Origin of the sequence: Kitasatospora sp. NPDC059722, assembly GCF_042733235.1 — a bacterium.
In the GTDB taxonomy this organism is placed as follows: Bacteria; Actinomycetota; Actinomycetes; order Streptomycetales; family Streptomycetaceae; genus Kitasatospora.
On the sequence record NZ_JBHWGD010000099.1, the window covers coordinates 1 to 24,504 of the forward strand.

General features: G+C 74.5%; 24 protein-coding genes and 2 pseudogenes. 12 read left to right on the forward strand and 14 right to left on the reverse strand.

The genetic code is table 11. The features are described from left to right. Positions 1–184: 184 nt before the first annotated feature. Both ACFV4F_RS36425 and ACFV4F_RS36430 read left to right on the forward strand, forming a co-directional pair. Positions 185–796: a TetR/AcrR family transcriptional regulator gene (locus ACFV4F_RS36425; protein WP_380444954.1), complete on the forward strand. Its 612-nt coding sequence runs from the start codon at positions 185–187 to the stop codon at positions 794–796. Positions 797–898: 102 nt separating this feature from the next. Next, positions 899–1,708, forward strand: a complete 810-nt coding sequence (locus ACFV4F_RS36430; protein WP_380509222.1) for a class II aldolase/adducin family protein — start codon at positions 899–901, stop codon at positions 1,706–1,708. A gap of 15 nt (positions 1,709–1,723) precedes the next feature. Here ACFV4F_RS36430 and ACFV4F_RS36435 read toward each other — a convergent pair whose 3' ends face one another. Together ACFV4F_RS36435 and ACFV4F_RS36440 are read right to left on the reverse strand one after the other, a co-directional pair. Beyond that, positions 1,724–2,245: a GNAT family N-acetyltransferase gene (locus ACFV4F_RS36435; protein WP_380498933.1), complete on the reverse strand. Its 522-nt coding sequence runs from the start codon at positions 2,243–2,245 to the stop codon at positions 1,724–1,726. Positions 2,246–2,296: 51 nt separating this feature from the next. Then, positions 2,297–2,767, reverse strand: a complete 471-nt coding sequence (locus tag ACFV4F_RS36440) for a DUF1348 family protein (RefSeq protein ID WP_380509224.1) — start codon at positions 2,765–2,767, stop codon at positions 2,297–2,299. 112 nt (positions 2,768–2,879) lie between these two features. On the opposite strand from ACFV4F_RS36440, the gene ACFV4F_RS36445 reads away from it, so the two are divergent. Continuing rightward, positions 2,880–3,440 (forward strand): TetR/AcrR family transcriptional regulator, encoded by a 561-nt coding sequence (locus ACFV4F_RS36445; RefSeq protein WP_380444950.1) that lies wholly within the window; start codon positions 2,880–2,882, stop codon positions 3,438–3,440. A 143-nt stretch (positions 3,441–3,583) separates the two neighbouring features. Here ACFV4F_RS36445 and ACFV4F_RS36450 read toward each other — a convergent pair whose 3' ends face one another. Then, positions 3,584–5,422 carry a phospholipase C gene (locus ACFV4F_RS36450; RefSeq protein ID WP_380444949.1) on the reverse strand — a complete coding sequence of 613 codons (1,839 nt, stop codon included), beginning with the start codon at positions 5,420–5,422 and terminating at the stop codon, positions 3,584–3,586. A 217-nt stretch (positions 5,423–5,639) separates the two neighbouring features. Then, positions 5,640–6,260 (reverse strand): hypothetical protein, encoded by a 621-nt coding sequence (locus ACFV4F_RS36455; RefSeq protein WP_380509227.1) that lies wholly within the window; start codon positions 6,258–6,260, stop codon positions 5,640–5,642. 315 nt (positions 6,261–6,575) lie between these two features. Here ACFV4F_RS36455 and ACFV4F_RS36460 point away from each other — a divergent pair, with 315 nt between their 5' ends. After that, positions 6,576–7,790, forward strand: coding sequence for a serine hydrolase domain-containing protein (locus ACFV4F_RS36460; RefSeq protein ID WP_380509230.1), 1,215 nt, complete (start codon positions 6,576–6,578; stop codon positions 7,788–7,790). 81 nt (positions 7,791–7,871) lie between these two features. Here the strand turns inward: ACFV4F_RS36460 and ACFV4F_RS36465 are convergent, their stop codons facing one another. Together ACFV4F_RS36465 and ACFV4F_RS36470 are read right to left on the reverse strand one after the other, a co-directional pair. Continuing rightward, positions 7,872–9,131 (reverse strand): ROK family protein, encoded by a 1,260-nt coding sequence (locus ACFV4F_RS36465; RefSeq protein WP_380509233.1) that lies wholly within the window; start codon positions 9,129–9,131, stop codon positions 7,872–7,874. A 132-nt stretch (positions 9,132–9,263) separates the two neighbouring features. After that, on the reverse strand, positions 9,264–10,151 hold the full coding sequence (locus ACFV4F_RS36470; RefSeq protein ID WP_380509236.1) for a chitosanase: 888 nt from the start codon (positions 10,149–10,151) through the stop codon (positions 9,264–9,266). 197 nt (positions 10,152–10,348) lie between these two features. Between ACFV4F_RS36470 and ACFV4F_RS36475 the strand changes: the two genes are divergently transcribed. Next, positions 10,349–10,504 carry a hypothetical protein gene (locus ACFV4F_RS36475; RefSeq protein WP_359958721.1) on the forward strand — a complete coding sequence of 52 codons (156 nt, stop codon included), beginning with the start codon at positions 10,349–10,351 and terminating at the stop codon, positions 10,502–10,504. A gap of 3 nt (positions 10,505–10,507) precedes the next feature. On the opposite strand, the gene ACFV4F_RS36480 is transcribed toward ACFV4F_RS36475, so the two are convergent. Beyond that, complete coding sequence (locus tag ACFV4F_RS36480; protein WP_380509239.1) at positions 10,508–11,800, reverse strand: DUF5685 family protein; 1,293 nt, start codon at positions 11,798–11,800, stop codon at positions 10,508–10,510. Between the two features lie 209 nt (positions 11,801–12,009). On the opposite strand from ACFV4F_RS36480, the gene ACFV4F_RS36485 reads away from it, so the two are divergent. The 3 genes from ACFV4F_RS36485 (at position 12,010) to ACFV4F_RS36495 (ending at position 14,839) form a co-directional block, all read left to right on the forward strand. Beyond that, positions 12,010–12,573 carry a helix-turn-helix domain-containing protein gene (locus ACFV4F_RS36485; RefSeq protein ID WP_380499438.1) on the forward strand — a complete coding sequence of 188 codons (564 nt, stop codon included), beginning with the start codon at positions 12,010–12,012 and terminating at the stop codon, positions 12,571–12,573. Continuing rightward, positions 12,570–14,081 carry an MFS transporter gene (locus ACFV4F_RS36490; protein ID WP_380509242.1) on the forward strand — a complete coding sequence of 504 codons (1,512 nt, stop codon included), beginning with the start codon at positions 12,570–12,572 and terminating at the stop codon, positions 14,079–14,081. The genes ACFV4F_RS36485 and ACFV4F_RS36490 overlap by 4 nt, the downstream gene beginning before the upstream one ends. 71 nt (positions 14,082–14,152) lie before the next feature. Next, a complete protein-coding gene (locus ACFV4F_RS36495; protein WP_380509245.1) occupies positions 14,153–14,839 on the forward strand; it encodes an alpha/beta fold hydrolase in 687 nt (228 codons plus the stop codon). Between the two features lie 98 nt (positions 14,840–14,937). On the opposite strand, the gene ACFV4F_RS36500 is transcribed toward ACFV4F_RS36495, so the two are convergent. The 3 genes from ACFV4F_RS36500 to ACFV4F_RS36510 all read right to left on the reverse strand — a co-directional run bounded on the left by ACFV4F_RS36500 (position 14,938) and on the right by ACFV4F_RS36510 (position 18,441). After that, positions 14,938–16,158, reverse strand: a complete 1,221-nt coding sequence (locus ACFV4F_RS36500; protein WP_380509248.1) for a sensor histidine kinase — start codon at positions 16,156–16,158, stop codon at positions 14,938–14,940. Positions 16,159–16,199: 41 nt separating this feature from the next. After that, positions 16,200–16,736 (reverse strand): hypothetical protein, encoded by a 537-nt coding sequence (locus tag ACFV4F_RS36505; protein WP_380509251.1) that lies wholly within the window; start codon positions 16,734–16,736, stop codon positions 16,200–16,202. Positions 16,737–17,010: 274 nt separating this feature from the next. Beyond that, positions 17,011–18,441 carry a DUF2252 domain-containing protein gene (locus ACFV4F_RS36510; RefSeq protein ID WP_380509254.1) on the reverse strand — a complete coding sequence of 477 codons (1,431 nt, stop codon included), beginning with the start codon at positions 18,439–18,441 and terminating at the stop codon, positions 17,011–17,013. Between the two features lie 120 nt (positions 18,442–18,561). Between ACFV4F_RS36510 and ACFV4F_RS36515 the strand changes: the two genes are divergently transcribed. Beyond that, positions 18,562–18,969, forward strand: a complete 408-nt coding sequence (locus ACFV4F_RS36515; protein ID WP_380509257.1) for a DUF2809 domain-containing protein — start codon at positions 18,562–18,564, stop codon at positions 18,967–18,969. Positions 18,970–18,976: 7 nt separating this feature from the next. On the opposite strand, the gene ACFV4F_RS36520 is transcribed toward ACFV4F_RS36515, so the two are convergent. Beyond that, the gene (locus ACFV4F_RS36520) at positions 18,977–19,759 is read right to left on the reverse strand and encodes an SGNH/GDSL hydrolase family protein (RefSeq protein WP_380444937.1); all 783 of its coding nucleotides are present in this window, start codon (positions 19,757–19,759) and stop codon (positions 18,977–18,979) included. A gap of 207 nt (positions 19,760–19,966) precedes the next feature. On the opposite strand from ACFV4F_RS36520, the gene ACFV4F_RS36525 reads away from it, so the two are divergent. Together ACFV4F_RS36525 and ddaH are read left to right on the forward strand one after the other, a co-directional pair. Continuing rightward, complete coding sequence (locus ACFV4F_RS36525; RefSeq protein ID WP_380509260.1) at positions 19,967–20,860, forward strand: MBL fold metallo-hydrolase; 894 nt, start codon at positions 19,967–19,969, stop codon at positions 20,858–20,860. 206 nt (positions 20,861–21,066) lie between these two features. Beyond that, the gene (gene ddaH / locus ACFV4F_RS36530; protein WP_380444935.1) at positions 21,067–21,894 is read left to right on the forward strand and encodes a dimethylargininase; all 828 of its coding nucleotides are present in this window, start codon (positions 21,067–21,069) and stop codon (positions 21,892–21,894) included. On the opposite strand, the pseudogene ACFV4F_RS36535 reads toward ddaH, so the two are convergent. The 3 genes and pseudogenes from ACFV4F_RS36535 to ACFV4F_RS36545 form a co-directional block, all read right to left on the reverse strand. Then, positions 21,881–22,148, reverse strand: a pseudogene (locus ACFV4F_RS36535) (LUD domain-containing protein); the annotation flags it as partial. The gene ddaH and the pseudogene ACFV4F_RS36535 sit on opposite strands and share 14 nt — an antisense overlap. Before the next feature lie 31 nt (positions 22,149–22,179). Further along, positions 22,180–23,364 (reverse strand): globin domain-containing protein, encoded by a 1,185-nt coding sequence (locus tag ACFV4F_RS36540; protein WP_380509263.1) that lies wholly within the window; start codon positions 23,362–23,364, stop codon positions 22,180–22,182. 89 nt (positions 23,365–23,453) lie between these two features. Next, positions 23,454–23,897, reverse strand: a complete 444-nt coding sequence (locus tag ACFV4F_RS36545; RefSeq protein ID WP_380444933.1) for an RrF2 family transcriptional regulator — start codon at positions 23,895–23,897, stop codon at positions 23,454–23,456. A 344-nt stretch (positions 23,898–24,241) separates the two neighbouring features. Between ACFV4F_RS36545 and ACFV4F_RS36550 the strand changes: the two are divergent. Then, positions 24,242–24,504, forward strand: a pseudogene (locus ACFV4F_RS36550) (hypothetical protein); the annotation flags it as partial.

A 24,504-nucleotide genomic window follows, 5' to 3' on the forward strand; every position in this document is an offset into this window, starting at 1 on the left:
GTACACTGGCTTGTTCGTTGTGGGTGTGTTTGTGGTGGGGGGGGCCCCCCGGGGGGTGGCCCCCCCCCCCCGCCCCCTCGGCGGGGCCGGGCGACGCCGGCCGGGTCGGGCACCGTGGGCGACGCCGACCGAGGCGGCACCGTGATCGATACACTCGTGCATCCGATCCACCCCCGGAGGTTCGATGCCCAAGGGCACCACCAAGCGCCGCCCCGTGACCCGAGCCGCGCTGCTGGAGGCGGCGCTCGCGGTCTTCGCCGAGCACGGGTTCCAGGCCGCGACGATCGAGCAGGTCTGCACCCGGGCCGGCTACACCCGGGGCGCGTTCTACTCGAACTTCGGCAGCAAGGAGGAGCTCTTCCTCGCCCTGTTCGACCAGCACAGCCAGGAGATCCTCGACCGCCTGGCCGACCTGGCGGACGCGCTGCCCGCCGGGGAGTCCACCCTCGCCGAGTTCGCCGGGCGGATCGCCCGGATCGACCCGGCCGAGCGGGACTGGTACCTCGTGAGCACCGAGTTCACCCTCCTCGCGATCCGCGACCCGCAGGCCGGCTGGGTGCTCGCCCGGCACGACGCGCGGCTGCGGGCGGAGCTCGCCCGGGGCCTGACCGCCCAGCTGGAGCGGGTCGGCCTGCGGCTCACCGTGGACGCCGAGGAGCTGGCCCGGCTGCTGATCGCGATCCGCGAGGGCGGCCTGGCGCAGAGCTACGTCGAGCCCGACGTGCTGCCGCCCGGCGAGCTGGAGCGCCGGTTCCTCGGGACGATCCTGGGTGCCGTGACGGAGGCGGCCGGCTGAGGGAGCCTCCGCAAGTCGAGGCATCCGATGCATCGACGTATCGGATACATGCTCGTATCATCCCGGAGGAAGGCACTCGCACCCCCACTCCGGGAGGACGCCATGACCACCCCGCTCCCCGACTCCCTCGCCGCCGTCGTCGGCCCGATGCCGCAGGGCGTCACCTTCCCGCTGCCGCCGACCTTCGACTCCGTCGAGGCCGAGCGCCAGTACCGCAAGGAGCAACTCGCGGCCGGCTTCCGGCTGTTCGGCCGGTTCGGGTTCTCCGAGGGCGTCGCGGGCCACATCACCGTGCGCGACCCGGAGAACCCGCAGTGGTTCTGGGTCAACCCGTTCGGCATGGCCTTCGGCCAGATCAAGGCCTCCGACCTGATCCTGGTCGACCACGAGGGCAACCTGCTGCACGGCAGCCGCCCGGTCAACAAGGCCGCGTTCGTCATCCACTCCCAGGTGCACGCCGCCCGGCCCGATGCGATCGCTGCCGCGCACTCCCACTCGCTGCACGGCAAGGCCTTCTCCAGCCTCGGCATCCCGCTCGACCCCATCACCCAGGACGCCTGCGCCTTCTTCGAGGACCACGCCGTCTACAGCGACTACCGGGGCGTGGTCAACGAGGTGGAGGAGGGCAAGCGGATCGGCGCGGCCCTCGGCCCGCACAAGGCCGTCATCCTGCAGAACCACGGCCTGCTGACGGTCGGGCAGTCCGTCGCCGAGGCGGTCTGGTGGTTCGTCACCATGGAGCGCTCCTGCCAGGCGCAGCTGCTCGCGATGGCCGCCGGCACGCCCAGGCTGATCGACCGCGAGACCGCGCTGCGCACCCGCGAGCAGATCGGCAGCTCGCTGGCCGGCTGGTTCCAGGCCCGCCCGCTGTGGGACCAGATCACCGTCTCGGACCCGGACCTGTTCGACTGATCCGGGCCCTGCGGTTCATGCGCGCTCGGTCCTGACCTCCTCGGTCCTGACCTCGTACGGGCGCAGCCCGCGCTTCTCGTAGTTGCGCAGGGCGTTCGGGTGGTCGTTGCTGTCGGTGTGCAGCCAGACCCGGCGGACGCTCTGCGCGCCGAGGGGCTCGGTGGCCCAGGCCTGGCGCAGGGCGAGCGTCAGCGCGTAGCCGCCGAGGCCGCGGCCGACGTGCTCGGGGACGAGGCCGAAGGTGGTGACCTCGACGTCGCCGCCCGGGTGCGGCTCCAGGTTGGCGACGCCGGCGGGCTCGCCGTCGTGGGTGAGCAGCCAGTACTGGCGGCGCGGGTGCTCGGCGAGGTGGGCCGCCCAGTCCTCGGCGGTGCGGGCGGTGCTGCGCCAGCCGTGCGGCGCCCCGACGCGCGCCTGGACGGCCTGCACTGTGGGTGACGCGCCGTCGGCGGGGGTGAGGGCCAGCCCGGCGACCGGCGGGGACGGGCGCAGCTCGGCGGGGTCGGTCATCTCCAGGTACGTGACGATCTTCTCCATGCGCCCAGGCTACGGCCGCGTCCCGCCGCCCCCCCCCGTGCCGTCGGGGTGTCAGAGGCCGAGGTCGGTCAGGCCCGGGTGGCCGTCGGGCCGGCGGCCCAGGGGCCAGTGGAACAGGCGCTCGTCCGCGGCGATCGGCAGGTCGTTGATGGAGGCGTGGCGGTGGGCCATGAGGCCGTCGTCGTCGAACTCCCAGTTCTCGTTGCCGTACGAGCGGTGCCACTGGCCGGAGTCGTCGCGCCACTCGTAGGCGAAGCGGACGGCGATGCGGTGGCCGTGGTGCGCCCACAGCTCCTTGATCAGGCGGTACTCGTGCTCGTGCGCCCACTTGCGGGTGAGGAAGGCGGTGATCTCCTCGCGGCCGGTGACGAACTCGGCGCGGTTGCGCCAGCGGCTGCCGGGCGTGTAGGCGAGGGCGACGCGCTGCGGGTCGCGGGTGTTCCAGCCGTCCTCGGCGGCGCGGACCTTCTCGTGGGCGGTCTCCGTGGTGAACGGGGGCAGGGGCGGGCGCTGTGCGGACATGCGTGACCTCCTGGGGCGCTCGTGGGCGCGGTTCCGGCGCGGCGAGAACGACCGTTCTCGCCTCCTCGGCTACTCTAGGAGAACCAACGTTCTCACGCAAAGGGCACGGCAGATGGACCACGACGCCACGCGCACCGGCATCCTCGACGCGGCCGAGGAACTGTTCTACGGCCAGGGCATCCAGGCCGTCGGCATGGACGCCGTGCGGACCGCCTCCGGCGTCACCCTGCGCCGCCTCTACCAGTACTTCCCGTCCAAGGGGGACCTGGTCGAGGCCTACCTGCTGCGCCGCGACGAGCGCTGGCGCGACGAGCTCGCCGCCCAGGTGGCCGCGGCCACCGCCGATCCGGGCGGGCAAGTCCTGGCGGTCTTCGACTGGTTGGCCGACTGGTTCGCCCAACCCGCCTTCCGGGGCTGCGCGTTCGTCAACGCCTTCGGCGAACTGGGCGCCACGGCACCGGTGGTGGCCGCCGCCGCGCGGCACCACAAGGACGAGTTCGCCGCCTACCTCGCCGGCCTCGCCGCGGCCGCCGGCGCGCCGCCCGCCACCGCCGCCCACCTGGCCCTCCTCGCCGAGGGCGCCATCACCGCCGCCGCCATCCGCGGTGACGCCACCCCCGCCGCCGAGGCGAAGGAGGCCGCCCGCGTGCTGCTGCGGGCGGCCGGGGTCTGACGGTTCCGGAGTCTGACGGTTCCGGGGTCTGACGGTTCCGGGGACCGAGGGGCCGGGGCCTGAGACCGGGGCCCTATCCGGCCCCGGACGCACGACACCGCCGGGCCCAGGGAGGGCCCGGCGGTGTCAGGACGGTGCGGGGATCAGGCGCGGCGACCGCGCTTGCGGCGGGCGAAGACCACCGCGCCGGCGCCGAGTGCCACAAGGGCCGCGGCGGCGGCCGCGATCGGCATGGTGTTGGAGGAGCCGGTGGCGGCGAGGGCCGGGCCGCTCGTCGTGGCCCCGGCGGTCGGGGTCGCGGCGGAGGTGCCCGCGGCCGTGGTGCCGCCCGTGCCGGTGGACGGCGTGCCGGCGGCGGTGGAGGAGCCGTCGGTCGGCTGGCCGGTCGGGGTGGTGGCGCCGGCGGGCTGGCCGGTGGCCGGGTCGAGGATCAGGGTCGCCGACTGGGCGTTCTTGAAGTCGAACATGCCCTCGATGGAGCCGGCGCGCTCGTCGAAGGAGGAGTCGCCGACGCGGCCGGTCTTCCAGTTGTCCTCGACGAAGCGCAGGACCGAGGTCTGGTCGGTCTGGGTGTGGTCCACGAAGTTGGACTTCGAGTACGGGGACAGCACCAGCAGCGGCAGGCGCGGGCCGTAGCCGCAGCGGTCGGCGTAGCCGCCCGCGCCGGCGTCCTTGCCGCACTGGCCGGTGCCGCTCAGGCTGTCGTTGACGGCGTCGCGCGAGCCGTTCACGGGCTCGACGAACTTGTGGTCGTACCAGCCGTCCGAGTCGTCGTAGGCGATGACGACGGCGGTGGAGGCCCAGTCCTTGGACTTCTGCAGCTTGTTGACCGTGTCGACGACGAACTGCTGCTCGTCCAGCGGGTCGGAGTAGCCGGCGTGGCCGTCCTGGTAGTTGGCGGCCTTGAGGTAGGAGACGGCGGGCAGGTTGCCGTGCTGGAGGGCCGCGTCGAAGTCGGTCAGGTCGTACTGGTGGTTGGCCTGGCCGTTGTGGCCGATCTCGTCCACGGTCTTGGGAGCCAGGTGGCTCGGGTTCGCGGTGGACTTGTAGTACTGGAACGGCTCGTGGTGCGGGTTGTAGTCGGTCTGCGACGCGCCCACGATGTTGTTGTGGGAGGCGCCGCAGACGGCCTTGCCGTCCTTGGAGGCGGTCGGCTTGAAGCCGCCCTGGAACCAGCCCCAGCTGACGCCCTTGTCGTTGAGGAGGTCGCCGATGTTCTTGCCGGTCATGACCAGCTGGTTGTGCGCGGTGCTGGAGCACTCGTCGTAGCCCGGGTCGGGGTCGTTGATGACGGTGCCGACGCCGTTCGCGTCCGGGGAGGCGACCGCGTAGGCGTCGGTCGTCTTCTGGCCGGTCTTCGGGTCGACCGCGTAGCCGCCGTGCGTCTGGCCCGAGACCAGGTTGATCGCGCCGGGGGTGGACGGGCCGTAGTTGGTACCGAAGGAGTTGTCGCTCATCGCGAAGCGCTGGGCGTAGTTCCAGTACCCGGTGACGGTGTTGCCGTCGTAGTAGTCCATGACCAGGCCGGGCTGGGTGAACATCGGGGCCTTGCAGCTCTCGACGTTCGTGTGCTCGACGAACTTGTCCATCTTGCCGCCGTCGACGGCGAGCTGCTCGTCCTTGTACGTGTGGTCCTGGTCGCAGGTGACGGCCTGCGTGGGGGCCAGGCGCTTCGGGTTCATCGCGTTCGGGTTGTGGTGCAGCAGGTCGTCCCCGAGGCCGTCCACCTTCGGGGTGTCCGGCTTGGCGGTGAACTTCACCTTGTCGTCGGCGGTGTTGGCCGCGTTCGGGTAGGTGCCGAAGTAGTGGTCGAAGGAGACGTTCTCCTGGAATATCACCACGACGTGCTTGATCGGCGTGGCCGTCTGCGGGTCCTCCGCGGCGAAGGCCGCCGGGGTGCCGCCGAGAGCGGTGAGGGACATGGCCCCGACGAGGCCGGCGCCGTACCGGAGCCACCGGTTGCGGGTGGGGACTGCGTGCATGCTGTGATCCTCGAACATGTCGTCAACGAGTGGGGTCGCGCGGGGCGAGCAGTCGCTCTCCGGCGGCGGCCAAGACGCTAAAGGGAACAGATGAACGCGGTTCCCGGCCGCAGGTTACCGGACAGTAAACCAGAGACGTCCGTCAGGGTGACCGGGGTTGACGGCCAACTGTCTTTTCTTGGTGATCGGTTGACGATTCCTTGACCTGTGGCTCGGCTCAGGAGGTCGAGGGGGTGAACGGCGCGCCGGGCGGGATGGTCGCCGGGGGGATCACGATCGCGGGCGCGAGCTTGTGGCAGCCGTCCCAGGATGCGAGGTAGCCGGGCGGGCAGGACTTGGGCGGCGTCGGCAGGGTCGGCTCCGGGCGCGGGGGGATCGTCCATCCGGGCGGGGCGCCGGGCGCCGGGTGGTCGGCGGGCGGCTCCGCGGCCGGGGGCTTGGGTGCGCTGCTCTTCGGGCGCGGGGCCGACGTCGGGGCTGCGGGGGCGGGCGGAGCTGCGGGAGCGGGCGGGGCGGGCTTCTTCGCGGACGGCTCCGGAGTGTCCGGCGCGTCCGGCGTCTCCTGGGTGGCCGTAGCGCTCGGCGCGGCCGGTGTCCCGGTTGCCGCGTCGGTGGCCGGGGATTCGGTCGTGGCCGGGGATTCGGAGGGGGTCGGGGAGGCGGACGGACTCGGGGAGGCAGTGGGTGACGCCTCGGAGGCCGGTGTCGAGGCGGCGGAGTCCGGTCCGGTCAGGAGCAGTGCGCCGCCGCTCAGCGCCGCGAGCGCGCAGATCCCGGCCGCCATCCCGAGGGCGACCTTGCGCCGCCGTGCCGGGTTGACACCTATTACGGCGTTCACACCCGTTTCGGTGCCCGTACCCGGGTTCTCCCGCTCGGTCCCGAGGTCGTCCGCTTCTCTGCCGTCCTGCATGCGTGCCCGCCTTTTCGATCTTCGCTTCCGAACTGCGCGGGAGCGTAGCAGTGGCCTCGGACACCGGCGGAGGAAGGGCTGTTCGTACGCCCGGTCGGCCGCTCCTCGGGGTCGACCCCGACGAAAGATCAGGGGTGGCGGGTCGGGACCCTTATTGATCTTGAGGGGCCGGAGTCGGCAGACTCGTCGCCGAGCCGAAGAACGGTCGGCTCTACTGACGATAAGTCTGGAGTTGCATCACCCGTGAACCCCTACGCCAACCGCACCCGTTGGGCCGTCCTCGCCGCCGCCGGTGCGCTCACGGCCGCCCTGACGGTCGGCGCGGGCACCCCCGCGCTGGCGGCGCAGCCGGCCGCCGTCCCCAGCGGTGCCCCGGCGAGCGCCGCGCCGCTGGCGCCGCTGGACGCGGCGGCCGTCCGCAAGGCGCTCGACGCGCGCCCGGCGGCCGACGTGTCGGCGGGCTTCGTCCGCGTCACCGGCTCCGGCGGCAGCCTGGACGCCACGTCGGGGGATGACGTGGACACCGGGGGCCGGTTCCGGATCGGCTCGATCTCGAAGGTCTTCACCGCCACCGTCGTCCTCCAGCTCGCCGCCGAGGGGCGGATCGACCTGGACGGCACCGTCCAGCAGTACCTCCCGGACGTCCTGCCCGAGGGTTTCCCGCCGGTCAAGGTCGGCCAGTTGCTCGACCACACCAGCGGCCTGCCGGGCGGGTCCAACGCGTTCTGGGGCGACGGCACCACCGCGTGGTTCGCCGACCACGGGAGCGACGGGTACACCCCGGAGGAGATCGTCGCCACCATGGCCGGCCAGAAGATGGCCTTCGACCCGGGCACCCAGCAGCAGTACAACGGGATGAACACCTTCGTCGCCGGTCTGCTCGTCGAGCAGGTCACCGGGCACAGCTACGCCCACGAGCTGCGCGAGCGCATCATCCGTCCGCTCGGCCTGCACGACACCTCGCTGCCGGACGCGGACGACCCGCGTCTGCACCACCCCGCCAGCCACCCGTACCTGACCGTCCCGGACCCGGACGGCGGCACGTACCGGGCGGACGTCACCGAGCAGAGCCCCTGGCCCTGGGCGGAGGGCGGCATGATCTCCAGCGCCCCGGACCTCGAGCGCTTCATGACCGCCCTCTTCCGCGGCCGGCTGCTGCCCCCGGCGCAGCAGGAGAAGCTGTTCACCGTCCCGGACGTGCCGGTCGCCGCGGACAGCACCCACTGCCCGGGCAACAAGGCCTGCATGAGCATGGGCCTGGAACGCCTGGAGCAGAGCGGGGTCGTGATCTGGGGCAAGACGGGCTCGCGCCCCGGCTACACCAGCGGAGTGTTCGCCACCCGGGACCTGGGCCGCACCGTGGTCTACTCGGTCAACCCGACCGGACTGGACGGCGCCGAGAACCGCTACTCGCTGAAGGTGCTCGTCACCGCCTTCGGCCTGGCGCTCCACGCCTGAGGCCGCTCCCGCAAGGGAGTTGACGGGGCCCCGGATTCGCCAACAGCATCCGGAGAACGGCCGGGGCCCCCGTCCGTGCCGTCAGGACACGGCGGCCGTCCGCCGCTCGAAGACCTCCGGGCGGGCCGTCTCCAGCGCGGTCGCGACGGCGCCGAGCAGGACCGCGTCCTGGCCCAGGCGGGTCGCCTCCAGGCGCGGGCGCATCGGCGAACGCTCGTACAGCGCCTCCTCCAGCGGGCGCAGCAGCAGGTCGGCGCTGCGGCCGATGCCGCCGCCGAGGACCACGACGTCCGGGTCGAGCAGCGCCGCCACGACGGCGAGCGCGTGGCCGAGCCGGTCGGCCTCCCGCCGGACGGCCTCCGCCGCGGCCGGGTCGCCGGAGCGGGCCCTGTCGAACACCTTCTCCGCCGTCAGCGGCCGGCGCATGCCGAGCCCGAGGGCGGTGCGCACCACCGCGTCGGCGGAGACGGTCTGTTCGAGCGTCGGGTCGCCCTCGACGCCGGGTGGGACGTCGCAGCCGGGCAGGCGCAGGAGGCCGAGTTCGCCGGCCGCGCCGTGGGCGCCGGTGAGCAGTTCGCCGTCCTTGACGACGCCGACGCCGAGGCCGGTGCCGACGAGGAGGTAGACGAAGAGGCGGCTGCCCTCGCCCGCGCCGTAGGTGTACTCGCCGACGGCGGCCAGGTTGGCGTCGTTGGCGACGGTGACGGCGCGGCCGCTGCCGAGGCCCTCTGCGATGCGGTCGAAGAGGCCGGGGCGGCCCCAGCCCGGCAGGTTGGCGGCGAGCTGGACGCTGCGCCGCCGCTCGTCCCACACGCCGGGCGAGCCGGCCACGGTGTGGGCGACGTCGGCCGGGGTGAGGCCGGCCTCGGCGATGGCCTCCTGCGCGGCGGCGACGGCGGCGTCGGCCACCGCGTTCGCCGAGCGGCCCCGGTTGGGCAGGTCGCGGCGGGCGACGATCCGGCCGGACAGGTCGGCGACGGCCACCCGCAGCCGGGCCCGGCCGATGTCGAGGCCGAGGACGTGCCCGGCGGCCGGGTCGGCCTCGTACAGGACGGCCGTGCGGCCCCGGTCGGGGGAGAAGCGGCCGGCCTCGCGGGCCAGGCCGGCGAGTTCGAGGGTGGCCAGGGCGGCGGAGACGGTGGGCTTGGACAGGCCCGTGTCGCGGGCGAGCTGGGCCCGGGAGAGCGGTCCGTGCACGCGCAGCCGCTCCAGGAGCAGCCATTCGTTGTTGCTGCGCAACCGCTGCCGGTTCCAGGTCTGCTGACCTGGCAGCGGCACCGGGGTGGGCGGGGCGGGGTCCCGGGGGGCCTGGTCGGCCGTTCTCCGTCCTGCTGCGTTCATTCGGCCGATGGTATGGCACCGTCCGGCGGCGAACGAGCCCGGGCGGGGCACGATCGGGAGGCCGGGGCCGGGGGTGGCGGGACCGGCCGTTCCGCGCCACCACCGGTGGGGTGACGGACCGTTGCGGCCGCGTCAGCTGATCGTGTAGCCCGCCCCGAAGGCGGTGACGTCCAGCGGTCCGTCGAGGTTGTAGTTGCCCGTCGCGGCTATGCGGCGCAGGCACTCGACGCGGTCGACGGACTTGCGCCACTCGTCGGCCGTCGAGCCGTTGGCCGGGTTGGTGAGGTCGTCGACGCGGACGTCGAAGAACGCCGCGAGCCAGGCGTTCTCCCCGGCGCTCGACGGCGGGCCGGCCTTGGCGTTGGTGCGGGCGATCAGCGCGGGCAGCGCGTCGTACTCGCCGCCGTTGCCGTGCTGGATCGAGGCGTCGTACAGCTCGGCGCGGGCGAGCGCGGTGGTGAGTCCGAGCTGGTCGGCCTGGCTCATCGCGGGGGAGAAGTAGCGCTGGTCGACCTGGTCGTCCTGGACCTGGCGGAAGGCCGGGTCGTCGGCGGCCTGCTGCCACGCCGCGATGTAGTCGGCCTCGGGCAGCCCGCTGGTGTCGCCGCTGCCGGCTGCGGCGAGGCGCTCCAGCTCGGGGACGAAACGGGCCAGCGGGTTGTCGGGGACGGTTGCGGTGTAGGCGCGGACGACCTTGAGCGCGTCGCCGTCGTTGGTGGTGAAGCCGGCGCGCCCGGCGGTGACGCCGCGGCCGTCGTTGATGTTCTCGGCGTAGCCGTACTGGATGACGGTGGTGCTGTTCTCGAAGATGCTGATCAGCTGGTCGGCCCGGCGGCGCTGGTCGGCGGTCATGCCGCCGGCGTCCAGCGGGCGGGCGGCGGTCGCGGTGGTGGCGGCCGCCGTGGGGGCGGTGGGGGCGGCGGGCAAGGCGGGCGAGGCGGTTGCGGCGCAGGCGGGGCCGGCGGCCAGGGCGACCGCGGTGGCGACGACGGCGAGGCGGGGGACTCGGGCAAGTCGCATGGCTGTGCTCCGTTTCTCCGTGGGGGTGAGGTGAAGCGCGAGCTCGCGGCAGCAGACTAGGGGCCCGGGCGCGCCCCGGTCCATAAGGTAAGTAAACTTTCCTAATAAATTTCCGAGAGGATTCGGCGAGGAGGGCGCGCCCATCGTCGGCAGGTGCGTTTATCGCGTGTTGATCACCCGCCCCTAGCGTCTGCCGCATGGACGAGAGCACGGCCGAGCGGCCGGGGGACGCCGGGCGGCTGCCCGAGGGGCGGATGACCGAACAGGACGCGGACCGGTTCCGGCAGTTGCTGACGGGACTGGAGAACTCGCTCGCGGCGGACCGGGAGGCGGCGGTGCGGCGGGACGGATGACCGTCAGTTGCAGCCGCAGTCGCACCCGTCACAGCCGCAGTCGCAGCCGTCGCCGCAGCACTGGCAGCACTGGCAGCAGTCACCGCACCCGTCGCAGCCGCTGCAGTCGCAGTTGTCGCAGCAGTCGTGCCGCTCGCAGAAGCCCTTGCGCGGCTCGCGGCTGAACGGGTCGTTGTGCTCGCAGCACATCAGCTGGCACGTGCAGGCCATGAGCGCCCACACCGCGCAGCCGGCCAGCAGGTTGCGCGGCTGCGGCGGCTTGGGGCCGACCGGGGTGAAGCCGGGGCCCTGCGGGATCCACGGCGGGGCGGGCGCCTTCTCGGACTCCCGGCGCGGCGGGGCGTCCTGGGGGTGCTCGGCGGACGGGTGCTCGGCGGACGGGTGGCCCCCGTCTCCGCCGCTGCCGGGCGTCCGGGTGCGGCACGCGGCGGTGTGACGGGCGGAGCCGAAGACCCGGTCGACGGCGGTCTCCGTCTCGTGCGCGAGCAGGACGTGCACCAGCGCCCGGTCCGTCAGTTCGACCTCGCGCAGCGCCAGTCGGATGCCGTGGACGGCGTCGCGGCACAGCCGTTCGGCCTCGGCGCGGTCGGTGCCGGTGGCCGTCAGCGGGTTCCAGGCGCCGCTCGCCGCGTCGGCGTCCTGGTCCTCGGCGGCGTCGAGGAGGTGGGCGAGCCGGCCGAAGAGCCGTCCGGCCTCGGCGAGCGGGGCCGCGTTGCCGGGGCGCCCGGCGAGGACGGCGGTGTGTGCGAAAGCGGCCGACGTCGCGCTCTCGGTCGGCTCGGTGACCAGCAGGACGGACCCGCCCGGGCGCAGCGCGCGCTCCAACTCGCCCTGCCGGGAGGCGGCGTCGAGCAGGACGGCGGTGTCGAAGCCGACCGCCGAGGCGCTGCCCGCGCTCTGCCGGTCCCAGCGCCGGGTGACGGCCCGCGCCCCCGCCGCGACCGGCCGGCGGGCGAAGACGCCGTCGCGGTCCTCGACGTGGTCGCGGATCTTGACCGAGGCGAGCGCGAGCGAGACGGCGGCCGCGAGCCGGGCGCCCTCGCCCTTGGCGACGGAGGCGGTGCGCATGCCGCGCAGCGGGCACGGCCCGGCGGTACGGCGCCAGGAGGAGTCGTCGCGGGCGCTCTGCGCCTCGACCAGCACCGAGATGATCAGGCCGTCGTAGTTGGTGGCGGTGCGGGCGAGCTGCCCGTGGTCGTCGCGCAGCGCGAGGCACAGCCCGCACAGGTGCGCCATCCACGAGCTCTGGAGCCGCTCGGACAGCCGGTGCTTGCACGGTCTGATGATGCCGAACATGATTCCCCCTCGCCGTTCGGGCCTCTGACCAGCCCCGATCCGGCCGACATCATATGATCAGCCGCCCTGCCGGGCCGAGGGGTCGCACGAGATCCGCACACGCCGGGGCCGGGTCGCGGCGGCCCCCGACACCTCCCGGCCGGCCGTTCTTCGGACAAGGGCCCGCGCGACCGGGAACCGCGTCCCGGATCCGGGATAGCATCGCGAATATGGGAATCGAGACGGCCGCCGACGAGCGGCTCGCCACCAGGCTCGCCGAGCTGCGGGTCGAACGCGGCTGGACGCTGGAGGAGTTGGCACGGCGGGCGGACGTCAGCCGGTCCACGCTGTCGCGCGTCGAGCGGGCCGAGGTCAGCCCGACGGCCGCGCTGCTCGGGCGGCTGTGCGCCGTCTACGGGCGGACCATGTCCCGGCTGCTCGCCGAGGTCGAGTCCGCGCCCGCGCGTCTGGTGCGGGCCGGGGAGCAGCGGATCTGGCGGGACGGCACGAGCGGCTTCGTCCGCCGGTCCGTCTCCCCGCCGCACAACTCGCTGCGCGCCGAGATCATCGAGGGCCGGCTCCCGGCGGGGGCCGACATCGTCTACGACCGCCCGTGCGTGCCCGGCATGGAGCACCACCTGTGGGTGCTGGAGGGGGAGTTGGAGCTGACCGTCGACGGCGAGCCGCACCGGCTCGGCGCCGGCGACTGTCTGCGCTACACCACCTCCTCCAGCCGCTTCCGCAGCCTCGGGCCCGGCGAGGCCCGGTACGCGCTCGTGGTGGTGGAAGCGTGAACGGCGCGAACCCCGCGAACCCCGCGATAGCCAAGGCGCCCCGCGAGCGCTTCGACGCCGCCGGGCGCCGCGTCCTGCTGGTCTGCGTCGCGGGCGGGTTCACCACCCTGATCGACCAGTCCGTCCTCAACACCTCCATCCCCGCGCTGCGCGAGAGCCTGCACGCCCAGCCCGCCCACCTGCAGTGGATCGTCGCCGGGTACTCGCTCGCCTTCGGCCTCGCCCTCATCCCCGGCGGGCGGCTCGGCGACGTCCTCGGCCGCAAGTGGTTCTTCGTGACCGGCCTCGCCCTGTTCACCCTGGTCAGCGTGGTCTCCGCGACGGCCGCCGACCCCGGTGTGCTGATCGCCGCCCGGCTGGTGCAGGGCGCGGGTGCCGGACTCGTCAACTCCCAGATGATCGGCACCCTCCAGGACGTCTTCGAGGGCCAGCTGCGCGCCCGCGCCCTCGGCATGTACGCCGTCACCGGCGGGCTCGCCTTCGCGCTCGGGCCGCCGGTCGGCGGCGCGGTGCTGGCGGCCGTCGGCCCCGAGCACGGCTGGCGGCTGACCTTCCTGCTCAACGTGCCGTTCGGCCTCGCCACCGTCCTGCTCGCGGCGCGCCACCTGCCCCGGCCGCGGCCGAGCGCCCGCAACGCGAACCTCGACCTCGTCGGCCTCCTGCTCGTCGGTGCGCTCACACTCGCGCTGATGCTGCCGTTCGTCCAGCCGCCCGCCTGGACGGGGTGGCTCGCGTTCGCCGCCGTCGCCGCGCTCCTGCTCGGCACGCTCGTGTGGTGGCAGCGCCGCTACGCCCGCTCCGGCGGCCACCCGCTGATCCACCCCGCGCTCACCCGCTCCGCGCCGTACGCGCTCGGGACGGCCACGGCGATGGCCCAGTTCGGCTCCTCGCTCGCGGCCGGCCTCGTGCTCACGATGTTCCTCCAGGACGGCCTCGGGCTCTCCCCGATGGGCGCGGCCCTGGTGGCGCTGCCGTCGGCGGTCGCGATGGGGTTCGCCTCCGCGCTCGCGTGGCGGGTCGTGCAGCGCTTCGGTCGGCGGACCGTCACCGCGGGCATGACCGGCTCCGCGCTCGCGATGCTGCTCAGCGGCCTGGTCGCGCACTGGGCCCCCGCCGCCGTCCTGCCGTGGCTGCTCGCGCTGCTCCAGCTCCTCGGCGGGGCCTCGGTCGGGCTGATGGGCGCCACCAACCAGTCGTACGTGCTGCGCCACGCCCCCGCCGAGGCGGCCGGGGTGAGCGGTGCGATCCTGCAGATGGCCCAGCGGATCGCGGCGGCCGTCGGCATCTCGGCACTGTCCGGCGTCTACCTGCGGGCCACGGACGCGGGCGGCGGCCACCGTTCGGCGTACCTGTACGCGAGCCTGGTGTGCGCGGCCCTCGCCGGGCTGGCGGTGCTGGCCTCGGTGCTGGCGGGCCGCGCGACGGCCCGCGAGGCGGCGGGCGCGGGCGGGGTGTCGGTAGAGGTCGGGGCCGGGGCCGTGAGCCGTGGGGAAGCGCCGGCCCGGTGAGCAGCGGCCCGCCCTGAGCCCTGGGCGAACATCCGTCGGCTGACGCTCCGCCCCGACGTACGGTGATCGGCATGACGGACGTTCGGATCGTGGACCTGCCCGACGTGGCGATCGCCTGCCGTGAGAGCGGCCCGCCCGACGGGCCGCCGCTGGTGCTGCTGCACGCTCTCGGCGAGCGGGCCTCGGACTGGGACGGCGTCCTGCCCGCGCTCGCGCCGGGGCACCGCGCGTACGCGCTCGACCTGCGCGGGCACGGCGACAGCGGACGCGCCGCCGTCTACAGCCTGGAGGCCATGCGCGACGACGTCCTCGCCGTGCTCGACGCGCTCGGGCTCGACCGGGTCGACCTGGTCGGCCACTCGATGGGCGGCGCGGTCGCCTACCTGCTCGCCCAGGCGCGTCCGGAGCGGATCGGCCGCCTGGTGCTGGAGGAGATCCCGCCGCCGTTCCCGCGCCCGGCGAGCGCCGTGCCGGACGCGCCGCAGGAGCCGGTGGACTTCGACTGGGCGGTCGTCCGCCCGCTCAAGGCCCAGGTGGACAGCCCCGACCCGGCCTGGCGCGAGGGCCTGCGGCGGATCACCGCGCCGACCCTCGTGGTGGCGGGCGGCCCGACGAGCCACGTCTCGCAGGAGCGGATCGCCGACCTGGCCGCCCTCATCCCGGACTGCCGCACGGTCACCATCGACGCCGGCCACCTGGTGCACGCCGCCCGCCCGGCCGAGTACGTCGCCGCCGTGGCGCCGTTCCTGGCGGTCTGAGCGGTCTGAGCGGTCTGAGCGGCCTGGCGGTTTGAGTGGCCTGAGTGGCCTGGGCGGTCTGACGGCGGGGCCCTCCGGCCCGATCCGAAGGCGGCGCCCTACCCCGCCGGCTCCGGCGCGACCGGCGCCGGGGTGAGCGGCAGGGTCGCGGTGACCCGGAAGCCCGACCGGTACGGCGTGGCGGACAGCTCGCCGCCGAACAGGGCGATGCGTTCGGCGAGTCCGATCAGCCCGTGGCCGGTGGACAGCTCGCGCCGGGTGGCGGTGCAGTGGCCGGCCCCGTCGTCGACCACGTCCAGGTGCAGCACGTCGGTCCAGGTGATCCGGACCGCGGCGTGACTGCCCGGCCCCGCGTGCTTGGTGATGTTGGTGACGGCCTCCTGCACGAGCCGGTAGGCGGTCAGGTCGACGCTCTCGTCGAGGTGCGCCGGCGTCCCCTGCACCTCCAGGTCGATCAGCACCCCGGCCCGGCGGACGTCCTCCAGCAACGGGGCGAGGTCCGCGAGTCCCCTGCGCCGGACGCCGTCCTCGACGGGCGCGTCGGCGGTGCGCAGGAGGCGCAGCAGGCGGCGGAGTTCGGCCATGGCGCCGCGGCCGAGGTCCTCGATCCGGGCGAGGGTCTCCTCGGCGCGGGGCGGGTCGGCGGCGGCCGTGGCGCGCGCGGTCTCGGCCTGCATGACGATGACGGCCACCGCGTTGGCGACGATGTCGTGGAGCTCGCGCGCGATCCGGACGCGTTCGTGGGTGACGGCCAAGCGGGCGCGGGCGAGCGCGAGGCGGTCGTGCTCGGCCGCGGCGGCGGTGGCCCGGCTCCACCGGCCGACGCCCCAGGCGGCGATGGTGAGCGGCAGGTAGAACGCGAGGGCGGTGACGAGCGCGGCCGTCCGGTAGCCGGGTGTGCCGAGGCTGGTCAGGATGTCCGCGGTGTCGAGGCCGATCGGCACGGCCGTGAGGGCGAGGGCGGTGAGGGCGGCCGGGCGGCGGCACAGCCGGGCGACGGTGTACAGCGCGACGAGGATGCCGAAGTACGGCGTGAAGTGGAAGTCGGTGAGGATGGTGAGCACGCTCGCGCCGGCCGCGAGCGCCCAGACGACGAGGTACACCGCCGTCGGCCACCGCCGCCGGAACAGCAGGGCGACGGCCTCCGGCAGGGCGAAGGCGGCGAGCACGAGCCGTGCGGGCCAGCTCGTGCCGGGGGCGATCGGGTCACCGAAGAAGAAGGCCTCGGGGACGATGACCGCGAGGGCGAGGGCGGCGTCCTGCACCCGGGCGGACCGGATCCACCGGCGGGTTCCGGCCGGGACCTGTTCGGGATCCATCCGGTCGGGCTCCTTCCCTCAGCCGCCGGTGCCGGTGCCGGTCAGCACCTGGGCGGGCAGTTGACGCTGATGCAGCAGATCCCGGCGGCGAAGACCGAGACGTCGCTCGCGGCGAAGCCGGTCCACCAGTCGTCCCCGGACCCGGGGGCGGGCGCCGACGGCGGACGGGTGACCGGGTAGCCGAGCTCGGCGAACACGGCCCACAGGTCGCCGCCGTGGCGCCGGACGCTGTCGACGAGCCCGTCCGCCGTGGTGCTCGCGGCCGCCGGTGCCTGGGCGGACGGCGAGGCGAGCGAGAGGACGGCGACCGCGGCCCGGACGCCGTCCACGGCGACCGCGGCCAGGCTGACCCCGGCCACCCGGAGCGCCTCGGCGCCGTCGCCGGGGTCGGGGGCCAGGCCGAGCCGCACGAGGTAGCGCTGCCAGGGGTCGCCGACGGTCCTCGGCGGATCGGGCACGAGCACGCTGCGCGGACCGGCGAGGATGCCGTGGGCGAGGGCCGGGCCCGCCGTGCCGCCGGGCCCGATGAGGTGCACGGTGGCGCCCACCGCGGGGGACTGGGTGGAGTGGTCGTTCATGGCGGAGTCCTGGGGGTGAGGGTGCCCGGGGCGGGCATCGGCCGAACGCGTGTCCGGTCCAGTCCTAACCCGCCCGCTCCCGGGCCGCCCCCAGGGGGCGACCGCCCGGGTGAGCTCGCGAGCGGGGTCGTGCGTGCCGCCGGGAAGTCGCCCGGGGCGGCCGTCGTTCGCGTACGTGGCATGCCCCCACGGTGGACCGCCCCCGGTCCCGGGCACCTGAGGCCCTCGTCCCGGCGCGGTCCCGGTCACCCACGGCGACCCCGGATCGAAGCGCTCAGACCCCCGGCTCCGACGGCAGCCGCCCGCTGCGCACCGCCGCGACCAGGTCCGCGTGGTCGGCCTCCGTGCGGTCCGCGTAGGCGACCGCGAAGGCGGCGACCGCCTCGTCCAGCGCCTCGCTCTTGCCGCAGTAGCCGGCGAGGACGCCCGGGTCGGCGGTGTGCGCGTGGGCCCGGGCGAGCAGCGCGCCGGTGATCCGGGCGTAGTCGTCGAGCTGGCCGGGCAGCAGCGCGGCCGGGTCGACGCTGCCCTTGCGGTTGCGGAACTGCCGTACCTGGTAGGGCCGTCCGTTCACCGTGGTCCAGCCGAGCAGGGTGTCGCTGACCACCTGCATGTGCTTCTGGCCGAGCACCACCCGGCGGCCCTCGTGCGGCTCCGGGTCCGTGACGGCGAAGCCCGCGCGGGCCAGGTGGGGCAGGAGTACCGACGGGCGGGCCTCCTTGACCTGGAGCACGAGCGGCTGGTCCCGGTGGTCGGTGAGCAGCACGACGTACGAGCGGGTGCCGACGCTGCCGGTGCCGACCACCCGGAACGCGACGTCCTGGACCCGGTGGCGGGCGAGCAGCGTGCGCACCTCGGCGGGCACGGTGTCGACGTACGGGCCGAGCGATTCGGCGACCGCCGCGGCGAGCCCGCACGGCAGCTCGGTGAGCACCGGGGGAGCGGCGGTGAAGCGCCAGGCGCCGTCCGCCTCGCGGACGGTGCTCTTCGCGGCGAACCGGGCGCTGGTGTTGCCCAGCGCCTTGGCACCGACCTTGCGCAGCACGTCGGCGAGGTCGTGCGCCTCGGCGAAGGAGACCAACTGCTCGTCGGCCACGGCGTTCCAGGCGTCGAGGGCGGGCAGCTTGGCGAGCGTGCGCACCGTGCGGCGGTAGGCACCGGCCACGTGGGCGGCGGCCTGGCGGGCGGTGGTCTCGCTCGCCCCGGTCTCGCGTCCGGCCAGCACCAGGCTGGTGGCGAGGCGCTTGAGGTCCCACTCCCAGGGGCCGGGCACGGTCTCGTCGAAGTCGTTGATGTCCATGACGAGTTGGCCGCGGGCGTCGCCGTAGAGGCCGAAGTTGGCGGCGTGCGCGTCGCCGCACAGCTGGGCGCGGACGCCGGTGACGGGCGTGCCCGCGAGGTCGGCGGCCATCAGTCCGGCGGAGCCGCGCAGGAAGGCGAACGGGGTGGCGGCCATCCGGCCGACCCGGATCGGGACGAGGCGGGGCAGCCGGCCGGCGTTGGAGGCTTCCAGGGCCTCGACGGCGGTCGGCCGGTCGGCCGCGGGGGCGAACAGCGCGTGCTCCTCGCGCGGCACCCGCCCGCGCAGCGCCTTGCCGCGCTCGCGGGCGCGGGTGTCGTGGTGCCGGGCGAACCCGGGGACGGCGAAGCGCCGTTGGGGCTTCCCGTCCGTGTCTGCCGTGGCCTCGTGCACCGCATCGGTCACCTGTGTCACCGCTTCCCGCCCGCCCTTCGTCGCTCCCCCGCCCGGCGACGTGCGCGAACGGCCTGCGAGTGGAGTGACGTTCGAACGGAAGCGGTGGTTCCAGCACGTAGCATCGGTCGCGTGAGCGATCGACGGGGGAGCCTGCGGGTGCGGGCGGCGGCAGTGGCGGCGGCGGGACTGACGGTGGCGGCAGGGCTGGGTGTCCGGTCCGTCGCCGCCGGGGAGTTCGCCAAGTGTGCGGGGGACGCGCTCTACACCGTGCTGGTGTACGCCCTGGTGGTGCTCGTGGCGCCCCGGGTGCGCCCGGCCCGGGCGGCCGTCGTGGCGGCGGCGCTGAGCTGGGCGGTGGAGCTGTTCCAGATCACCGGCGTGCCGGACGACCTCGGGCGGCGCAGCATGCTCGCCCGGCTGGTCCTCGGCTCCACGTTCAACCCGCCCGACCTGTTCTGGTACCTGGTCGGTGCCGCGTCGGCGTACGCCGCGCACCGGGTGCTGCGGCCCCGGGAGGTCGCGGCACCCGGTAGGTGACCTGTCGTCAGAGCGGCATCAGGTCCGGGCGCTTGGGCTCGACGTGGTCGCCCGAGGACTCGCCGCGCAGGCGCCGCCCGACCCACGGGATCAGGAACTCGCGGGCCCACTGGATGTTCTCGCGCCGCTGGTCGGCGGCGGACAGGTGCGGAGCGGTCGGCCACGGCGCCTGCGGGTCCTCGTCGGTGCGCAGGCCGAGCGAGTTGGCGGCCAGCAGGGCGACCCGCTGGTGGCCCTCGGGGGACAGGTGCAGCCGGTCCTCGCTCCAGGCGCGGCGGTCGTGCACCGAGCGCAGCGACCAGAGGTCGGCGACCTTGCAGCCGTGCCGGTCGGCGACGGCGCGCATGTGCCCGTTGTAGGTGGCGATCTTGCCGCGCAGGTGCTTGAGCAGCGGGACGTCCTTGGTGTCGAAGCCGGTGCAGATGAGCACCGTGCCCGCGGAGTCCGCGAGTTGGGTGACGGCCCGCTCGAAGCGCTCGGCCACCTCGTCCGGGTCGCTCCCGGGGCGCAGGATGTCGTTGCCGCCGGCGCAGAAGGTGACGAGGTCGGGCTGGAGGCGGCGGACCTCGGGCACCTGCTCGGCGGCGATCTGGTCCAGCAGCCGCCCGCGGACCGCGAGGTTGGCGTAGCGGAACTCGCCCTTCGGCTTGCTCACCGCGAGCATCCCGGCCAGGCGGTCGGCCCAGCCGAAGAAGGCGCCGTCGAGCCCGGGGTCGTTCAGGCCCTCGGTGAAGCTGTCGCCGAGGGCGGCATACGAACTGATGTCAAGGGTCTCCTGGAGATTCGGCATGAAGAAGATAGTTCACCCAATCAAGTGACCTACGCCACCGTAGGTCACCCTCATTCCGACGTGACATCGGCCACGTTGGTAAACCCCCTGGTGATCAGGCGCGTTCGCAAACCACAAGACGCCCGCCCCCTTCCGGTTTCCGGCCCGCGCGGACGAGGGTGGAGGTGCGCGGCCGCTCGGCCGCCGTCACCCGCCCGGGAGCCCTCCATGACCACGACCCCTCCCTCCGGCGTGCCCGGAGACTGGACCGTCGACGACCGCTGCTTCAACTGCGACGCCGCCCGCCAGCTCGCACCCGGCCTGATCCGCGAGCGCGACGGCCGCTCCGAACTGGCGCGCCAGCCGCGGGACGACGCCGAACGCCGCCAGCTATACGCCGCCGCCCACGCCTGCCCCACTCGCTCGATCCGCCCCGTCGGCGGCCGGCTCGAACCGGGCACCGACCCGTTCCCGCTGGCCCTCGACGACGGGCTGCTGCTGCTCGGCCACAACTCCCCGCGCACCGCCGGCGCCAACTCCTACCTCCTGCGCCGCCCGGACGGCTGGATCATGGTCGACACGCCCCGCTTCGCCGAGTCCCTCGCCGCCCGCTACGCGGCCCTCGGCCCGGTCACCGAGCTCCTCCTGACGCACCGTGACCACGCCGAGCACGGCCGCGCCTGGGCCGACCGCCTCGGCGCCCGGCTCTGGATCCACGAGGGCGACCTGGACGCCGCCCCGACCGCCGACCGCGTGCTGCGCGGCACCGACCCGGTCGAGGTCGTCCCGGGCGTCGTCGCGCACCCCTTCCCCGGCCACACCCGCGGCAGCGTGCTCTACCTCGCCGACGAACGCCACCTCTTCACCGGCGACACCCTGCACTGGTCCCGCACCGACGAGGACATCGCGGTGTTCGAGACGATCGTCTGGCACTCGGTCCTGGAGCTCTCCGTGTCGCTCGACCGCACGGTGGACGCGCTGCGCTTCGAGTGGCTGCTGCCCGGCCACGGCGAGCGGCGCCGGATGCCGGCCGACGAGGCGGCCCGCCGGCTGCGCGCCCTCGCCGAGCGCTGCCGGACGCTGCGCCCGGCCCCGGTCGACTTCGCGGCGGTCCGCTGGTGACCCGACCCGACCCGACCCGACCCGACCGGGCCTGACCCGACCGGGGATGCCCGGCCAGGCCCGGGACGGTGCGTGTGCGCCGGGGCTCGCGCCGGTTGCGCGGGGGAGTGCGCCCGGCGGGGAGGGCTGCGCGGGTGTGCGGACGGCGCTGCCTGGGCAGCCGCAACAGGACCCGAACACCCTTGCTGTTCAAGGACGGTAGAGACATGCCACGTCTGACCCCGGAGCGCACCGCCCGGCCGCGGCGCTACCTGATGTGCCGGCCGACGTACTTCACCGTGGACTACGCGATCAACCCCTGGATGGACCCGGCCCAGCCCACCGACACCGCGCTCGCCATCCGCCAGTGGGAGCGCCTCTACTGGCTCTACCGCCGCCTCGGCCACACCGTCGAGCTGATCGAGCCGGTGCCCGGCCTGCCCGACATGGTGTACGCCGCCAACGGCGCGACCGTCCTGGACGGCCGCGCGCTGGTCGCCACCTTCCGCTACCCCGAGCGCGCCCCCGAGTCCTCCGCCTACCAGGACTGGTTCCGCGACCGCGGCTACCACGAGGTGCGCCGCGCCGGGCACGTCAACGAGGGCGAGGGCGACCACCTGGTGGCCGGGCGCCGGGTGCTGGCCGGCACCGGCTTCCGCACCTCGCGCGCCGCGCACGCCGAGGCGGGCGAGGTGTTCGGCGTGCCGGTGACCACCCTCACCCTCGTCGACCCGCGGTTCTACCACCTGGACACCGCGCTGGCCGTCCTGGACGACGACCAGGTCATGTACTACCCGGAGGCGTTCGACGCCGACAGTCGGGCGGTGCTGCGCGCCCTGTATCCCGACGCGATCCTGGCCGACCGCGCCGACGCCGAGGTCTTCGGCCTGAACGCCGTCTCGGACGGGCGCCGGGTGCTCCTGCCGGAGGCGGCGAAGAACCTGGCCGGGCGGCTCGCGGACGAGGGCTACGAGCCGATCCCGGTCGACGTCTCGGAGCTGCTCAAGGGCGGCGGCGGGGCGAAGTGCTGCACGCTGGAGCTCAGGCCGGCGTAGCGCCCGTGACCAGGAGGACGTCGAGCCCGCGCGGCCCGTGCACGCCCTCGACCCGGTCGAGCTCGATGTCGCTGGTCGCGGACGGCCCGGAGATCCAGGTCTGCGGCCTGCGGTCTGCGGCTCGCCGGGTCGAGCCGGGCCGGCGCGAGCGGGACGGAGGCCACGACCTGCTCCGGCGCGCGCACCACGCACACGTGGTGGTCCGAGACGAGGGTGAGCGGCCCGTCACGACGCTGTCGACGGCGTCGAGACGGGCGGCGGTGAGCGTGGAGTCAGTCGGCGGGCTCAGGCGCCGAGCCAGAGGTCCGGGCCGAAGACCTCGTAGTGGATGTCGGCGGCCGGGACGCCGACGGCGAGCAGCTGGCCGCGCACCGCGCGGAGGAAGGGCAGCGGGCCGCACAGGTAGGCGGTGGCGCCGGCCGGGACGTCGACGGTGGTCAGGTCCACCAGACCGGTGCGGTCGGCGGGCCACTCGCCGAGCGGGCGCTCGTAGAAGACGTGGGCGGTGGCGTCCGGCAGTTCGGCGGTGAGCCGGGCGAGGTCGGCGCGGAAGGCGTGGGCGAGCTGGTCGCGGTCGCCGTGCACCGAGACGACGGTGCGGGTGGAGCCGACGTCGGCGAGGTGGGCGAGCATCGCGGTCATCGGGGTGTTGCCGATCCCGGCGGAGACCAGCAGCACCGGGCCGTCGCCGTCGGCGAGGGCGATGTCGCCCATCGGGGGCGCGAGTTCGACGGTGCCGCCGGCCCGCAGGTGGTCGTGCAGGTGGCCGGAGACCTCGCCGCCGGCCTCGCGCTTGACGCTGAAGCGCAGGGCGCCGGCGGCGGTGCCGGAGAGGCTGTACTGGCGGATCTGGTGGGCGCCGTCGGGCAGTTCGGTGCGCACGGAGACGTACTGGCCGGGTCGGCCGGTGGGCACGGGCCCGCCGTCGGCGGGCCGGACGAGGTAGCTGGTGACGTCCTCGGTCTCCTGGTGGCGGGCGACGACGGTGTACGGGCGCCAGAGGTCGGCCGGGTCGCCGTCGGGGCCGGCGGCCTCGGCGCGCAGCCGGTCCTCGATGGCGATGAGGGCGTTGGCCATCAGCCAGTAGACCTCGTCCCAGGCGGTGGCCACCTCGGGGGTGACGGCCTCGCCGAGCACGTCGACGATGGCGGCGAACAGGTGCTCGCGGACGACCTTGTACTGGTCGCTGGAGATGCCGATCGACACGTGCTTGTGCGCGATGCGGGCCAGCATGGCGTCCGGCCGCTGGTCGGGGTGCGCGATGAGGGTGCCGGCGAAGGCGGCTATCGACCCGGCGAGGGCCTGGCGCTGGGTGCCGTTGGCCTGGTTGCCCCGGTTGAACACGTCGCGCAGCAGCTCGGGGTGGGCGGCGAACAGCCGGTCGTAGAACCGCGGGGTGATGTCGCCGATGGCGGCGCCCACGACGGGCAGGGTGGCCTCGACGACCTCGGCGTTCTTGGCGGACAGCATCAGGCTCGCTCCAAAGTGGTATCTGATATGCATATTAAATGGCGCGCCGGAGTGCGCCCCGAGGGGGCGGCGATCGGCGGGCGGGTCGGTCAGTCGGCGGGTCTGGCGGAGAGGCTCAGCAGCACCGGTCCGGTGGGGGAGGCCACCAGGTCGTCGATGCAGAGCGGGTCGAGCGCTGCGAAGAAGGCCTCCTGCGCGGTGCGCAGCGCCCCGCGCAGCCGGCACGCGGCCCGCAGCGGGCAGGGCGGGTCGTCCTCGCAGCCGACGACGTCGCCGACCCCCTCCAGTTCGCGGAGCAGCAGGCCGAGCGATCCGGTCCGCCCGGCGAAGGTGAGCACCAGCCCCCCGCCCCGGCCGCGCCGCGCCTCGACCACGCCGAGGTGCTGCAGCCGGCTGACCACCTTGGCCGCGTGGGTGTACGGCACGCCGACCGCCTCGGCCACCTCGCGGGTGGTCGGGTTCGCCGCCTCGTCGAGGACGGCCAGCCGCATGGCGATGCGGAGGGCGATGTCGGTGCTCTTGGTCAGCCTCACGTTCGGAACGCTAGCGAATACGACTCCGGAACTCCAATTTCTTGCACGCGCGGTCCGGAGCCCGGCCCGGAGCCCGGCCGCGGCCCGTCCGGAGTCCGTCCGGCGCCGATCCGGGCCGGCGGCCGGGGGACCCTACGCGCGGGCGCCCCCCGACGCCCCCGTTTTGGGCCGCCTCTTACCGTCCTCGCACCGAACTTTCGGTCGAATCTGAACAGTTGGCGACATTAGCGGTCACTTCCTGACGGGTGATCGGAACGGCTTCTACGCTTCGTGCGGCTCCGGACGCGGAGCGGATCGGCGCCTGCGGCGTCACCCCCATCACCCGACATTCCTGGAGAGAATCCGTGAACACACGTCGTGCAGCGCGACGTCCGTGGACGGCCGCGGCCGCGATAGCCGCGGCCACGGTCGCGCTGCTGTCCCAGCCGGGCGCGGCGCAGGCCGCCGCGGCCCGGCCCGGCCGCACCGCCCCCCGGCCCGGGGCGCCCCACTCGCTCGCCCACGCCCCCCCCGCCCCCGGGGCCACCCACTTCGCCACCACCCCCCAGATCGGCCGCATCACCGTCACCAAGGTGGAGAACAAGGGCCGCCAGAACCGGCGCGTCCG

Bases quoted from the DNA above. Each gene is read 5' to 3' on its own strand.
- ACFV4F_RS36440 (WP_380509224.1), bottom strand. From the start codon at position 2,767: ATGTCCGCACAGCGCCCGCCCCTGCCCCCGTTCACCACGGAGACCGCC.
- ACFV4F_RS36525 (WP_380509260.1), top strand. From the start codon at position 19,967: ATGACCACGACCCCTCCCTCCGGCGTGCCCGGAGACTGGACCGTCGAC.
- ACFV4F_RS36445 (WP_380444950.1), top strand. From the start codon at position 2,880: ATGGACCACGACGCCACGCGCACCGGCATCCTCGACGCGGCCGAGGAA.
- ACFV4F_RS36505 (WP_380509251.1), bottom strand. From the start codon at position 16,736: ATGAACGACCACTCCACCCAGTCCCCCGCGGTGGGCGCCACCGTGCAC.
- ACFV4F_RS36430 (WP_380509222.1), top strand. From the start codon at position 899: ATGACCACCCCGCTCCCCGACTCCCTCGCCGCCGTCGTCGGCCCGATG.
- ACFV4F_RS36475 (WP_359958721.1), top strand. From the start codon at position 10,349: ATGGACGAGAGCACGGCCGAGCGGCCGGGGGACGCCGGGCGGCTGCCC.
- ACFV4F_RS36485 (WP_380499438.1), top strand. From the start codon at position 12,010: ATGGGAATCGAGACGGCCGCCGACGAGCGGCTCGCCACCAGGCTCGCC.
- ACFV4F_RS36520 (WP_380444937.1), bottom strand. From the start codon at position 19,759: ATGCCGAATCTCCAGGAGACCCTTGACATCAGTTCGTATGCCGCCCTC.
- ACFV4F_RS36540 (WP_380509263.1), bottom strand. From the start codon at position 23,364: ATGCTGTCCGCCAAGAACGCCGAGGTCGTCGAGGCCACCCTGCCCGTC.
- ACFV4F_RS36425 (WP_380444954.1), top strand. From the start codon at position 185: ATGCCCAAGGGCACCACCAAGCGCCGCCCCGTGACCCGAGCCGCGCTG.
- ACFV4F_RS36450 (WP_380444949.1), bottom strand. From the start codon at position 5,422: ATGCACGCAGTCCCCACCCGCAACCGGTGGCTCCGGTACGGCGCCGGC.
- ACFV4F_RS36470 (WP_380509236.1), bottom strand. From the start codon at position 10,151: ATGCGACTTGCCCGAGTCCCCCGCCTCGCCGTCGTCGCCACCGCGGTC.
- ACFV4F_RS36500 (WP_380509248.1), bottom strand. From the start codon at position 16,158: ATGGATCCCGAACAGGTCCCGGCCGGAACCCGCCGGTGGATCCGGTCC.
- ACFV4F_RS36480 (WP_380509239.1), bottom strand. From the start codon at position 11,800: ATGTTCGGCATCATCAGACCGTGCAAGCACCGGCTGTCCGAGCGGCTC.
- ACFV4F_RS36495 (WP_380509245.1), top strand. From the start codon at position 14,153: ATGACGGACGTTCGGATCGTGGACCTGCCCGACGTGGCGATCGCCTGC.
- ddaH (WP_380444935.1), top strand. From the start codon at position 21,067: ATGCCACGTCTGACCCCGGAGCGCACCGCCCGGCCGCGGCGCTACCTG.
- ACFV4F_RS36465 (WP_380509233.1), bottom strand. From the start codon at position 9,131: ATGAACGCAGCAGGACGGAGAACGGCCGACCAGGCCCCCCGGGACCCC.
- ACFV4F_RS36435 (WP_380498933.1), bottom strand. From the start codon at position 2,245: ATGGAGAAGATCGTCACGTACCTGGAGATGACCGACCCCGCCGAGCTG.